The organism is Caldivirga sp. UBA161, from assembly GCF_002506515.1.
Classification (GTDB): Archaea; Thermoproteota; Thermoprotei; order Thermoproteales; family Thermocladiaceae; genus Caldivirga.
In genome coordinates, this window is record NZ_DAXS01000059.1 from 22,714 (window position 1) to 35,658 (window position 12,945).

General features: G+C 41.5%; 14 protein-coding genes. 7 read left to right on the forward strand and 7 right to left on the reverse strand.

What is annotated here, in order from left to right; genetic code table 11:
• Positions 1-93: 93 nt before the first annotated feature.
• On the forward strand, positions 94-249 hold the full coding sequence (locus BP896_RS06735; RefSeq protein WP_012186193.1) for a 50S ribosomal protein L40e: 156 nt from the start codon (positions 94-96) through the stop codon (positions 247-249).
• On the opposite strand, the gene thyX is transcribed toward BP896_RS06735, so the two are convergent.
• From thyX to BP896_RS06750, 3 genes are all read right to left on the reverse strand, one after another.
• Positions 239-1,024: an FAD-dependent thymidylate synthase gene (gene thyX, locus BP896_RS06740; protein WP_291766963.1), complete on the reverse strand. Its 786-nt coding sequence runs from the start codon at positions 1,022-1,024 to the stop codon at positions 239-241. The two genes, BP896_RS06735 and thyX, sit on opposite strands and share 11 nt — an antisense overlap.
• 83 nt (positions 1,025-1,107) lie before the next feature.
• On the reverse strand, positions 1,108-1,839 hold the full coding sequence (locus tag BP896_RS06745) for a transcriptional regulator (protein ID WP_291766965.1): 732 nt from the start codon (positions 1,837-1,839) through the stop codon (positions 1,108-1,110).
• Between the two features lie 127 nt (positions 1,840-1,966).
• Positions 1,967-2,737 carry an alpha/beta hydrolase family protein gene (locus BP896_RS06750; RefSeq protein WP_291766967.1) on the reverse strand — a complete coding sequence of 257 codons (771 nt, stop codon included), beginning with the start codon at positions 2,735-2,737 and terminating at the stop codon, positions 1,967-1,969.
• A 912-nt stretch (positions 2,738-3,649) separates the two neighbouring features.
• On the opposite strand from BP896_RS06750, the gene fbp reads away from it, so the two are divergent.
• On the forward strand, positions 3,650-4,861 hold the full coding sequence (fbp, locus tag BP896_RS06755; RefSeq protein WP_291766969.1) for a fructose-1,6-bisphosphate aldolase/phosphatase: 1,212 nt from the start codon (positions 3,650-3,652) through the stop codon (positions 4,859-4,861).
• 59 nt (positions 4,862-4,920) lie between these two features.
• On the opposite strand, the gene hjc is transcribed toward fbp, so the two are convergent.
• The 3 genes from hjc to BP896_RS06770 all read right to left on the reverse strand — a co-directional run bounded on the left by hjc (position 4,921) and on the right by BP896_RS06770 (position 6,935).
• Complete coding sequence (gene hjc / locus BP896_RS06760; protein WP_291766971.1) at positions 4,921-5,355, reverse strand: Holliday junction resolvase Hjc; 435 nt, start codon at positions 5,353-5,355, stop codon at positions 4,921-4,923.
• 78 nt (positions 5,356-5,433) lie between these two features.
• The gene (locus tag BP896_RS06765; RefSeq protein WP_291766973.1) at positions 5,434-6,537 is read right to left on the reverse strand and encodes an MFS transporter; all 1,104 of its coding nucleotides are present in this window, start codon (positions 6,535-6,537) and stop codon (positions 5,434-5,436) included.
• Between the two features lie 44 nt (positions 6,538-6,581).
• A complete protein-coding gene (locus tag BP896_RS06770; protein WP_291766975.1) occupies positions 6,582-6,935 on the reverse strand; it encodes a hypothetical protein in 354 nt (117 codons plus the stop codon).
• 81 nt (positions 6,936-7,016) lie between these two features.
• On the opposite strand from BP896_RS06770, the gene BP896_RS06775 reads away from it, so the two are divergent.
• The 5 genes from BP896_RS06775 (at position 7,017) to BP896_RS06795 (ending at position 11,930) form a co-directional block, all read left to right on the forward strand.
• Entirely contained in the window at positions 7,017-8,174 is a 1,158-nt protein-coding gene (locus BP896_RS06775; protein ID WP_291766977.1) for an ABC transporter substrate-binding protein, read from the forward strand.
• A 10-nt stretch (positions 8,175-8,184) separates the two neighbouring features.
• Positions 8,185-9,198 (forward strand): FecCD family ABC transporter permease, encoded by a 1,014-nt coding sequence (locus BP896_RS06780; protein WP_291766979.1) that lies wholly within the window; start codon positions 8,185-8,187, stop codon positions 9,196-9,198.
• On the forward strand, positions 9,185-9,898 hold the full coding sequence (locus BP896_RS06785; protein WP_291766980.1) for an ABC transporter ATP-binding protein: 714 nt from the start codon (positions 9,185-9,187) through the stop codon (positions 9,896-9,898). The genes BP896_RS06780 and BP896_RS06785 overlap by 14 nt, the downstream gene beginning before the upstream one ends.
• A gap of 38 nt (positions 9,899-9,936) precedes the next feature.
• Positions 9,937-11,025, forward strand: coding sequence for an AAA family ATPase (locus BP896_RS06790; protein WP_291766981.1), 1,089 nt, complete (start codon positions 9,937-9,939; stop codon positions 11,023-11,025).
• Positions 11,026-11,300: 275 nt separating this feature from the next.
• Positions 11,301-11,930 carry a hypothetical protein gene (locus BP896_RS06795; protein WP_291766983.1) on the forward strand — a complete coding sequence of 210 codons (630 nt, stop codon included), beginning with the start codon at positions 11,301-11,303 and terminating at the stop codon, positions 11,928-11,930.
• A 279-nt stretch (positions 11,931-12,209) separates the two neighbouring features.
• Here BP896_RS06795 and BP896_RS06800 read toward each other — a convergent pair whose 3' ends face one another.
• Positions 12,210-12,752 (reverse strand): hypothetical protein, encoded by a 543-nt coding sequence (locus BP896_RS06800; protein ID WP_291766985.1) that lies wholly within the window; start codon positions 12,750-12,752, stop codon positions 12,210-12,212.
• Positions 12,753-12,945 lie beyond the last annotated feature (193 nt).

Consider the following 12,945-nt stretch of genomic DNA (forward strand, 5'->3'; position numbering starts at 1 on the left):
ACTCAGATTCTATTGCGTTAATGCGGCTTTAATCTAATTCTGGGATGAATTAGTGGCGTAATGTTTTAAAATGGTGAGTATCAGCGATTGCCTATGCCAATAAGTGACCCTGAGAAGCTTAGGATAGCGGTTGAGCATAGGTTTGGTTACTGGATATGTAGGAGGTGTGGGGCAAGGAACCCTATTGGTGCTGAGAAATGTAGGAGGTGTGGTAGTAAGGATTTAAGGCCGAAGAGGTTTAAGCATTAATATTCTGCTTCTCGCTAATTAATTCCCCTAAACTGGAGGGTATGCTTAACCCCCACTTCTCGAAGGCTTGCCTAATACTAATCACCCTGCAGTCGTTGGTTCCATATACGGCTGTAAACTTCTCAACACCCCTACAGTAATCGGGGTGGAGTTTAGTTAAATTAACCCAAACCCACTTGGCCGTTATTGGGAACTTATCAATGACCGTGGAGAACATTAGCCAGGCTATTAGCCTAATTTCATGAAACGCCCCAAGCCCAGTTCTAAGTGGTATAAAGTTTAGGAAGAATTCCCTAGCATTCATTTGAACCCAAATCCTACTAGCCATGGCATTGGGTAAAGCATACCTAGCATCCTCAGGTGCTTGACTACCCCTATAATTAATGTACTCCCTAGCGGTGGAGTCAAGTAACTTACTCATTATGCCTAATGCATCAGGTGGTATAATGAACCTTAACTGTCCCTTAGCGTAATCCACGTACCTCTGGCTCTCCTGCCAGTATGATGCAACCCTATGCCTAATTAATTCATGAGTACAAGCCCTCGAACACTCAATAAGCCACTGCGCCCCCATGAATTCGAAGACGCTTGAATGCCCATCCTTAAGGAAGTTAATTATCCTCCTTTTAACAATACCCTGATCACCCTTAACCCTTTCCAGTGCTTTATCAATAGTGTAGCCCCTATATACTACGTCAGCCATTGCTGCAGTATAATCCTCATTACCCCAGGTAGATAATAGTATTACTGATGGTTTAATTAATGGGTATTCCACGTTGATTAACGCTGCCGTTTTTTAAAACCCTCCGAGTTATTTCGCATTAATAATTCACTAGTAGATATTTCAATGGTATGAGGTTAACCAAGTGATCTAAGTACCCTAACCATTTCATCAACATCCATGTTACTCATGGCTAGGGGTATCTTCTCCCTCCTAGCCACTTCAATACCTAAGTAATCTGGTTTATCTAAGCCATGTAGCACAACTATTGATGGCTTAAAGTCGACGAAGGCCATCATTGCCTTTATGGCAACTAAAGGTGACCTACCGTACCTAGTGTTAATGAATATTGCAGCCCTCTGGGTTGTTGATCCATAAAGTTTAAGGTACTCGTATGATGGTACATCAAGCAGTAGCTTAATACTATCAACCATAGTGTACCCATGTATATCCATCCTCACTGCTGGAGGTACCACCAGGGAGGCATTTATTGCCTTTAGGAATGTTTCAAGGCTTATTGGGCTAGCGTAATCCTTCATGTCAACCACAGCTAAGGTATACTTATCACCAATTGATAATTGCTTAATAAGCAGTTGAAGTCTTGAACCACCCTTCTCAAGCTCAATATCTATTAAGGCTTTAACAAACTTCTTAATAAAATATGACCCAGGCGACTTCCTCCTACCTGACTCATAATCACTTATCACGCTTGGTGTAGTTGATAACTTTATGGCTAACTCAGTCTGAGGAATATTGAAGTACTCCCTCCAACGCTTAAGCTCCTTACCTGGTGAATCAGCCATCACTATTGAACCCGCTATTAATGTTGCAACCTTATCCACCACCGTGTTCTCAATGGCTTCCTCCACGATTTATATGAAGTAAATACTCTTTAATACTTTTTCGCTTAACTAGGGCGTAAGTAGGCTAAGTCCCTGAAAACATTCCCCTAAGAGGTGGAGGCAAATGATATTGGAATTAAGCTTTGATTAGGGATCAACCCAAAGCAGCCCCTAATTTCTCCTTCAACCAGTTTGTTATTGCTTCTATTACCTTACTTTTAATTTCATAATCCGTGAACACGTGCCCACCCTTATCCAGCAGCATTAGCGTCTTGTCACTGTACTTCACCCTATTGTGGAATTCAACTGACTGCTGGTATGGCACAGCCTCATCATTCTTAGCGTGGATGATTAATATTGGTGCATTAATTGAGTCCGCTATACTCATTGCATCGGATTTAGCCATTTTAGCTACGTTACTAACTTTAAGCCTAAATGCCCCGAAGTAAACGTAATCGCCCCTAGCCTGCTCCAGTAATTTACTTATCCCATGGAAGGATATTCCCGGTGATAGTAGGATTACTGCCTTAATGGTGTTAGGCATACTTGAGTATATCCTCAATGCAATGTTGCCACCCATGCTTAAGCCAATTATGGCTAGGCGACTTGAGTCAACGTAATCAAGCTTAAGGGTGTAGTTAACCATGTACTCAGCATCACTTACGGCGTTTTCAATATCGAAATCTTCAAAGGGTCCGGATGAATCACCATGATTCCTATAATCAAACCTAACAACTACGAAACCCACTTCACATAATGCCCTAGCGATATCCACGTAAAGCCTATTAGCCTCAATATGATTGCCAGTGAAGCCGTGAAGCATAACCACAGCAGGAAATCTGCCAAGGACATTAGGCTTATCAATAATACTAAACAGCCAACCACCGTTAACAGGCAGCATTGAGGGGGATTCAGTGCACTGCATGGTACATGGGTGTGAGGATGCTTTTTAAGTATTTAATATTCTAGGGGTTAAAATCCCCCTTATACTACCATTAATTTAATTGAGGTACACTTAAGGGTGCTGCCCTGAGTCATTAATTGTGAACTAGGTAACATATCCCTAAGTATGATTAGGATTAAGTAAGTTCCTTATAGGAGCTTCAGGAGTAAGTAAGATTAACCTAGTTTTCCTTGATTCATACATTATTTTCTCCACATACGGTAGCCTTACAATCGCATCCCCCTCATTAAGCTTGCCCTCATGAAGCTAAAAACATGTAATGCCCATGCCTTATCCATGCTTCACCAACTCAGTAACTGTTCATCGGTTTTACTCATTAATCTTTAGTTTCATAATTAATTCATTAATAGCTAAATACTCAGCATTAAGTATTCTCTTAAAATTTCATCATGAGCCTCCTAGGTATTGTAACCGTAATTTCAAGTACTTTTATTTGATAACTTAATAGCTTAAATACCTTATGGGGTATTATGTAGTAATGTTTCCTTTAAAGGTATTTTACCACACGTACCTTTAATTTATGTAAGTATACTGTACTTTGATTGATGGTTAATAAGTTTACTGATTACGTTGGGTCATTAATAATAATGGATAGTCTCAGGCAATTATTATTTCATCAAGTGTAAAAATGTGGTTTCAGGGTTACTATGGTTAATGTTGAACTTAAGCATAACGCTAATGATACTTACTAAGTGTCAAACCTCTGACTAAACCATTAATTTATGTTTGACATTTCCTCTAGTATATTTATCATGCTAGATATTTAGGTAGTTGAATTATTTAATATATTTTTATATGCATTAATTTATACAGCAAATTATATATTATATATTATAGCATAAAGTTTATAAGGATGCATTATAATATATTATTATGGCACCTAAAACTACCGTATCAGTAATAAAAGCTGATATTGGAGGAATACCTGGTCATGCTTGGGTTCACCCAAAGATACTTGAATATGCTAGTAGTAGGCTTAGGGAGGCTGTTAAGAATGGGTTACTAATCGATTACTATGTGTTTAACGTAGGTGATGACATGAGCCTCCTAATGACCCACACTAAGGGTATTGATAACCCTGAGATACATGGATTAGCGTGGAGCATATTCAAGGATGCTACTGAGAATTATGCCAAGAAGTTTAAGCTATATGGTGCTGGGCAGGACTTACTTAAGGATAGCTTCAGCGGCAACGTGAGGGGGCTTGGACCCCAGGTAGCTGAAATGGAGTTTGAGGAGAGGCCCAGTGAACCGCTAATAATCTTCGCCGCTGATAAGACCGAGCCAGGTGCATATAACTTACCCATGTATAAGATATTCGCTGATCCATTTAACACCGCTGGCTTAGTCATTGATCCTCAGATGCATGGTGGGTTTAGGTTTGAGATAATTGATGTTTATGAGGGTAAGGTTTACCTACTTGATGCTCCAGAACACATATACACTATACTTGGCCTAATAGGTACACCTGGAAGGTACATTATTAGGAGGGTTTACAGGAGGAGTGACTTAACTCAGGCAGCAGTCGTGAGTGTGGAGAGGCTTAACTTAATAGCCGGTAGGTACGTGGGTAAGGATGACCCAGTGGCCATAGTTAGGGCTCAACACGGCTTACCAGCCGTGGGTGAGGTCCTTGAAGCGTTTGCCCTACCCCACTTGGTGGAGGGCTGGATGAGGGGTAGCCACACTGGCCCATTAATGCCAGGTAAGTTTGTAAGTATTGATCAAGCTAATAAGATAGCCATGGGCCCTAAGATGACTAGATTCGATGGGCCACCTAAGGTTGGTGCATTAGGCTTCCAACTACATGAAGGCTACTTAGAGGGGCCTGTGGACATGTTTGATGATCCAGCCTTCGACTTAAGTAGGCAAGTGGCAGCCTTCGTAACCGACTACATTAGGAGGATGGGGCCAATAATGCCGCATAGGCTACCGCCGGAGGAGATGGAGTACACAACACTACCGCAGATACTCTCAACGCTTAAGCCGATTCCAGTTGAGGAGTATGAGAAGAATAGGTTAAAGTACTTAAGTGAGAAGGTTGGTTCAGTGGCTATTGCTGGTGCTGGAGGTACTGGTGATTAAGAAGGGTTAAATGCGGTGCGTTTTCTTTAAATAAGGTTCTTACATCGGCATTAATGGTATTAAGTATTATTACCTAGTAGGTTAATTAAATTAACATTAATGATGCTTCTAACAGCATCCTCAAGTTTACTTGCCTCCTTAACCTCACTGACAGTATAGGTTAATGCTGAGTCGCTATTGCATGATTTAATAGGCATTATCCTCCAGGGTTCCCTAGCGTACTTAATAACTACGTAAGCTTCTCCACCAGCCCTACCTGCGAATTCAATTAACCTATTAACCTTATCACACCGTATGCTTATTGGAGTCGGCTTAGCCCTATACTTAACCTCAAGAATAATTACCTTACCCTTAAACATGGCTACTAGGTCCGGGGCGAACCTATGCCTAACCCCACCGCCACTGGCTGGTGCCCTAATTACGGCGAATCCAAGGCTCCACAGCCAGTTAGCTAATTCCCTCTCATAATTAATACCCCTACGCCCAAGTGGCATATAACCTACTTAGGTTAGTGTTATTAAGCTTAATAAGTAACGGATGGTTATTAGGGAATTAACATTACCCTACTAGCCTTAATGCTTAACCCTACGCCTCACCAGTAGGAGGGGCAGCGGTGCCACTGAGACTATAATCATCATGATCCATGGTAATGTTGAATTACTCATAAGTGCCGTGAATAATGGGCTCAACCACATGCCAACAACCATATTTAAGGTATTAACTGTTGCAAGACCCATGGTTGGGTTTAAGTCATTAACAGCAAGGGCGTAGGATGCCGTAATCATGAGTTCGCTGGTGTAACCCACTATGAGTGTTGAGGCAATCATTGCGTATGGGTTAAGTGTTGGGATTAGTAGGAAGGATAATGAACCAAGCACAGCCGGTGCAATAATTAGGAGCTCCCTCCTACTGGTTAAATCAGCCAACCTACCTGATAAGCCACCCACTAAGCTTGAGAAGAGGAGTAGTGATGTTATTAATGAAGCGTTAGCTAAACCAACCCCATGATTAACGGCATAAGTGGGTAATAGGTTACCTGCGGCATAATTAGCTCCCCAATACCCAGCAGTGGCTAAACCCACTAATACGGCGCTCCTGCTTATTGATAAACCGGCGTCAATAGGCCTATTAAGTGGTGAAGAAGCCTTAAAGAGTATTATGGATTCTAGTAATCCTATTACACTAATCACCAGTACTGCGATTCTCCAATTAACAATAGTGTAAACAACACCGTAAACCAACCCCACCCCAGCTCCAGCACTGAATACTGCATTATATATACCAAGCATTAACCCCTCCTTACCCGGGTATAGGTTAGTTATAACCGTGGCCGCTGTGGAGAAGAATAATGCAGCACCAATACCGGCCAGTAGCCTTAAGGTCAGTATCTCATTAAAGCTCGTACTGAAGGCAGTGGCTACTCCAGCTACTGATAGTAGGGTTAAGCCAAGCACAGCGGTCCTAACGTTACCAATACGCCTAGCAATGGCGCTTGCCGGTATTTGGAATGAACCAGCCCCTATTATGAAGAAGAGTGGGACTAGGCCAAGTTCATAATTCGGTACAGCTAATTCCTGCCTAATTAACGGTAAGGCTGGCGCCAAGTAGTACCAGTAGATGCTGTATATGAACCTTGCAATCATTATATTAGCCACTGCTGATGCCTTACCCACCATTGAATCACGTTAAGGATTAGCATTTATTAAGTTTAAACCAATGATTACCCAGGCCTAATGAAACCCCTGAAGGGTTCACTATCCTTAGGTATAGTTATCTTAACTAAACCATCATTAAACAGCACTAGGAATTCACCATTAGCCAACCAACCCCCAACAGCTTTTAAGTGCTCATCAACCTCACTTATTAAAGCAACCCTATATTGCCTAGCATCAACCTCAATCCATACCTCAAGAAGCTTGGAATCACCCAACCTATAGAGTATAGGAACCACCGTGTAGTCGTGCTCCCCAGGACCAACGTAATCCATAATCCTAACTGCGTAATCATCATTAAGCTTAACAATTAAAGTGTTCTCAAGAACTTCAATTAACCTAGCCAACTCCTCACTGTTCATTAAAAATTAACCCTGGGTTATTGTTTATTTTGTTTTCGCCATTGGGGTAATGCTTAAAAGTAGGATAATTATCCCACCACTATGGACTATAAGTCAACAATACTAATAGTACTAGTGGTGTTGCTGGTTGCGGCAGTGGGTTACTTAGCCTACAAGGTTAATCAACCAGTTAAGACCATGACCATTACATCACCAGTAACAGTAACTACAACAGCCACCCCAGTGACTTTAACCTCAACAGCAACCAGTACAGTAACATTAACCACAACTACTGTGGCCACTTCAACAGTCATAAGTACAGTAACCAGTACAGCAACAACCACTATAACAACCACAATGGCTCCAACACAGAATATGAGGATTGCATCCCTTGATCCAGCCTGCTCTCAAATAATCTTCACCCTAGGCCTAGGCAATAAGGTAGTCCTAATAGACACGTACTCTCGGCAGCTACTAAGTTACTTCAATGTAACGATACCTTCAAATACAACAGTGCTTACCTCAATATGGCCGGCCCCATCCATTGAGGCTGTGGTTAATGCATCACCCACAGTGGTTTGCTATGACTTAGGCTTCTATGGGGCAAGTACATTGGCATCATTCTCAAGCATAGGGTTACCTTTAGTGATCATAAATGGTACAGCTGATAGGACCTTCCAGCAGATTGAGGCTGATGTTTATTCAGTGGCTAAGGCACTTGGAGTACCCGAGAGGGGGTTAGCCGTGGCCTCTTGGATGAACAATATTATTGAAGGTATTAGGAGTAGGGTCAGTGGCTTAAGTGAACCAACAGTGGTTTTCATGGATTGGAATAACCCCATTTATTCACCATCCAACGTAACTTTCATAGGTTATGAATTAACCATTGCCGGCGGCTTAGATGTTGTTAACACCACCATACCGTGGTCAACAATAACACCAAGTCAATTAATAGCCTATGACCCAGACTACATAATAGCAAGCAACTTCATGGGCAACTGCACGGCAACCCTTGAAGCCATAATGCAGATACCCGGAATAAACTACACCAAGGCTGTTAAGGAAGGCCACGTTTACGTACTGGGTAACTTAGCCACAAGCCTAGTTGAGGAACCAGGCCCCTTATCAGTATATGGGGCTGAAATTATGGCAGTGATACTACATCCTGGGGCCTTTGGGTTAAGTAATGTACCCCAATGTGTAAGTAGTGAATGGGTGATAAGTAGCCTAAAGCTAACTCTCCCAAGTCAGGGAGGTTAAGTGATGCGTGATGGATAATTTACTTATTAAAAGGGTTACGTATTTCCTAATCCCAATCCTACTACTCATTGGCTTCACTCTAAATTTAACCCTGGGTGAGGTTAATGTGCCTAGCAATTGCCTAATACACTGTAATCAAGTTAAGTACAGGGTGATTATAATGGATATTAGGTTACCCTCAGCATTAACATCAATACTGGTCGGCTACGTACTGGGTGCCTCAGGAGCTGTGATGCAAGGCATATTAAGGAACCCCCTAGCTGAACCATTCACCACTGGAATAGCCAGTGCAGCCGTCTTAGGAGGTTTACTAGGTTACTTACTTGTCCTCATAGGTAAGTTAACAGGTGCATTAGCTGCCTCAGCCATACCCCTCCTGGCATTGTTAATTGGCTTATTCTCCTCATTAATGGTGGTTATGCTTGGCTCAAGGCTTGGTATAGTGGGCTTAATATTAATGGGCATATTAATTACTCTCCTCTCCTACGCTGCATCAATGATAATCATGCTGATTATTGAGTCCATTAACCCCACAGCATCAATACAACCCCTCTACCTACTCTACGGTAACCTAAGCGGCATACTATGGTGGCAATTCTATGTGATGTTAATTGCCGCAGCACCAACGGTCTTAATGGTTGCTTATTCATCAAGGTACGTGGACTTACTCATGCTTGGCGATGATGTGGCTAAGGCTAGTGGCGTTAACCCAGCAGCGGTTAGGAGGAGGCTAGTGGCCTTAATTTCAATACCCCTAGCCGTCTCACTTGCCTTCACTGGAGTGATAGGCTTCATAGGCATTATAGCCCCATACGCTGTTAGGCAATTAACAGGTAGGGGATCTGGAGGCATAATAATACCCGGCTCAGGCCTAGTGGGTTCACTAATATTAACCTACTCCTACCTGGCCTCAAGGATAATGATAAGGGGGTATGTGGTACCCATAACTGCGGTAACTGGCCTTGCAGGCATCCCCATCCTAATGTGGATGCTTCTTAAGGGTGGTTTCGGTGCATCAACGTAAAACCCTAATTGAATTCAAGGACGCCTACCTGGGCTATGGGTCACGTGTGGTGGTTAAGGGATTAAGCCTAACGGTTGGGGGAGGGTTAACGGTACTGCTTGGCCCCAATGGGAGTGGTAAGACAACGGTAATGAAGGCAATATTTGGTTCAGCAAGGGTCATTAAGGGGTGGCTTAAAGTTAATGGCTCAGTAGCCTATGCGCCTGCTGAGGTTGATGGCTTAGTTAATTTAACGGTAATGGAGGCTGTTAAGACGGCTAGGAGGGGTTATGGTTGGGTTAATGATGATGACGCAATGAATGCTCTAATGAAAGTGGGCATAGTGGGTATTAGGAATATTAGGCTCAGTGAATTAAGTACAGGGCAAAAGAGGTTAACAATGATTGCCAGGGCCATAGCCAGCAATGCTGATTTAATGCTAATAGATGAACCAACGGCAAACCTCGACCCAGGTAATAGGTATAGGATGATTAATATCATACGTGAATTGGCAAATCAACGTGCAGTAATGGTTGCAACACATGACGTGGATATAGCCCTCATGGCTAATCAAGTTGTGATGATAAGGGATGGTAATGTAATAGGTATTGGGGAGCCGAATGAGGTATTAACTGAGGGGAAGTTGATGCAATTATACGGTATTAAGGTTAAATTGATTAGGCATAATAATGAGGTTCATGTAGTGTTCCCAATAGATTAATAAACTACCGGGGGCGGTAGTAACTTCCGGGGGTGGTAGTGTTATTTGACTTAAGGCCTAAGGATAATAAGGTTAACCTATTTGATAGGGAGGATGAGTTAAGTAGGATTATTGATTATGTGAGCAGGCTGAATGTACCAATAACCATTGTGCTTGGTTTACGTAGGGTTGGTAAATCCTCACTAATACTTGTTGCCCTTAAGGAATTGAACATGCCCGCAATTTACATTGATTTAAGGAAATTCGAGGAGCATCAATACTTATCGTATAGGGACTTCATCCTTGAACTTCAGCGTAATATTAATGAACTAACTGGTAGGTTTCCCAAATTAATTAATTTCCTTAAGGGTATTAGTGGCGTTAGTATTATGGGTAATCAAGTCCTATTCTCCTGGAAAAGCAGTGCAAGGGCTTCCTTAGCTCAACTACTTGATGCCCTGAATGATTGGGCTAGTGATGGGGTTATTATTGTCCTTGATGAGGCTCAGGAGCTTATTAAGGCTAGGGGTTTCAATATACTGCCTACATTAGCGTACGCCTACGATAACTTAAGGAGGATTAGATTCATAGTAAGTGGGTCAAAAATGGGCCTACTGTATAGGTTCCTCAGGATTAAGGATCCAGGATCCCCACTCTTCGGTAGGGCTATGGGGACCATTGAGTTAACCCCCTTCACCAGGGAGCAGGCCATTGAGTTTTTAAGGCGTGGCTTCAGTGAATTAAATATTGAGTTTAGGGATTATGATGAAGTATATGGTAGGTTAGGTGGTATTCCAGGTTGGTTAACTTACTTTGGCCTCAAGTACTATGAGAGTAGGGATTTAGGTAAGGCAATTAATGAAGTAATTAATTACGCCGCAGCCTTAATAAGGCGTGAATTCGATAACTTCCTAATTGATAAGCAATCAGCTAAGGATAGGTACCTCGCAATAATGAGGATGATGTCTAATGAATGCGTAGGTTGGGGTGAGGTGAAGCGCGGCCTTGAGGCTATGATTGGGATGGGGATCAGTGACTCAAGGATTAGCGAATACTTAAGGCAACTACTCGACTCATCATGGGTAATTAAGGTGAATGATAAATACTGCCCAGCAGAACCTCTAATAGGAGCCGCATTCAAGGCATGAGTGTAGTTTAACCTTTTAATGAATGATTCATTATAATTGAATGTAGGTTATAAAGCATGAATTACATGAATTAATTAATAGGGTTATAAAGTGCTTAACCCCTCATCACTTTAAGATGAGATTATTTTTTAACTGGTATTTATTATTCCTTTTCCAGCGCAGAATCAGAGGCCACCACCCTCAGTTTGGGCCTGCAGAGCCCCGCACCTTTAAGGTAGGGGCAGCTCACAGGGTGATTGCAGTAAAGTTTTAATGCTGTATAATACTTAATGCCTGTGGTTAATTTAAGGCTTATTAAGGTGGGTTTACTTACATATGCGCTAGGCATATTAGTATCAATTGGGCTTGAGTACTTAATCATAAGTAATGTGGGCTTCTACGAGACTCATAGGTACTTAGCATTCACTATTAATACTGTAATAGCATTAGCCTCAGTAATCCTCATAGTAATAGCCACTAATGATGTTACGGGGATTAAAGGCGTCATAAGCTTCCTAGGATGCCTACTTATACTGGCAAGTGTGGTTGCTGGGTTCATGCTTGGGGTCAGTTACGTTAGCTACCTATATGGAGTCAACATGCCCATTAACCTAATCATATTACCAATACCTACAATTAACGTTAATTACATTGAATCCATAGTGCTTGCCTTAACCATTGCTGGCATTTTAGGCTGGTTGATGCTATTATTAACATTACTCACAATCATTAGGGGCAAATTTAACATAATTGGGTTACTCATATATACAGTATCCATGTTAATCCTCTATGCATACTCATTAAGCATAAGCCATGTATTAAGCATGTACGCCAACTACACCACCATACTATACTTATTAATCGCATTAGCAGTTACATCAGCTATAGGGTCAGCGTTAACAATGATTCAACGCAATAATACTTAGTAATAGATTATAAGTGGCATTAGCAGGCAATGCGAATTCAACTATGAATAACATAATTCTGACCTGCTTATATTAGCCTAATATAATTAAAGCATAATTAGCTGGCCTTTTAGTCACCCTTCAAGGACCGTTACTTGAACGAAAAATTACTTGGAACTACGTATCCTCAAGAGTAGCATGATTAATTTAAACCAATGATTACGCTATATATGTGGTAATTGGAATGTAATTACCATTGAAGTTATCCTTAATTTCCTCATTATGCTCACCATTTATTACTCATGTTAAGCCCATTATATATGATGGCGCAATCCCAGTAATGAATGGCTTCCCACTTATCGGTAACTCTTGAGGTAGGCCTTGTATCAGTCCTGGTACGTGAATTATGTATACTACTGGCTCCTCAGTTATGTACCTACCATCCTCATAACTATTCTTCATTATCAAGTTAGCTACCTCAGCCTCATTAGATGCTCCACATGAGGGGAGCGTGTAGGGTATTGCTGAGTAAATGACAACGGCTATAGTGTCATTTGGTGTTAAGTTAATTACTGGGAAGCTTATACTATATTCCGTGTAATCTACAAACCAACTTAACTCACCCTTAATATTCAAGGATTGCCAGAAATTATGTCTGTTAACCGTAACGTTTAAACCCAGTACTGGTGCTGAGTTATTGTTAACTGCAATTAACCTGCCGTTTACGTAAATGCCAACTATCATTGAGTCCCTTGGGTTTGGTAGTTTCTGCAATGCGTTAATCACCTTATTAATTATACTCGCTGGAAATGCCACAAATATAATGGCATTATTAATCTTCACATAATTATGTGGGTGATAATAAAGCATAATCATAGAATTACCGGGTATAATTGCGTAAGTGCCGTAGCAGAAAAGAAGGCCATAACTAACATTATAGGAGATAGGTGGAATAAGAGGAGATGGGGGAGGAAGGTACTTAAGTATGAGGATATGCTTAGGCGTAATAATGTACTTAGTAACAAACAGTGAGGCA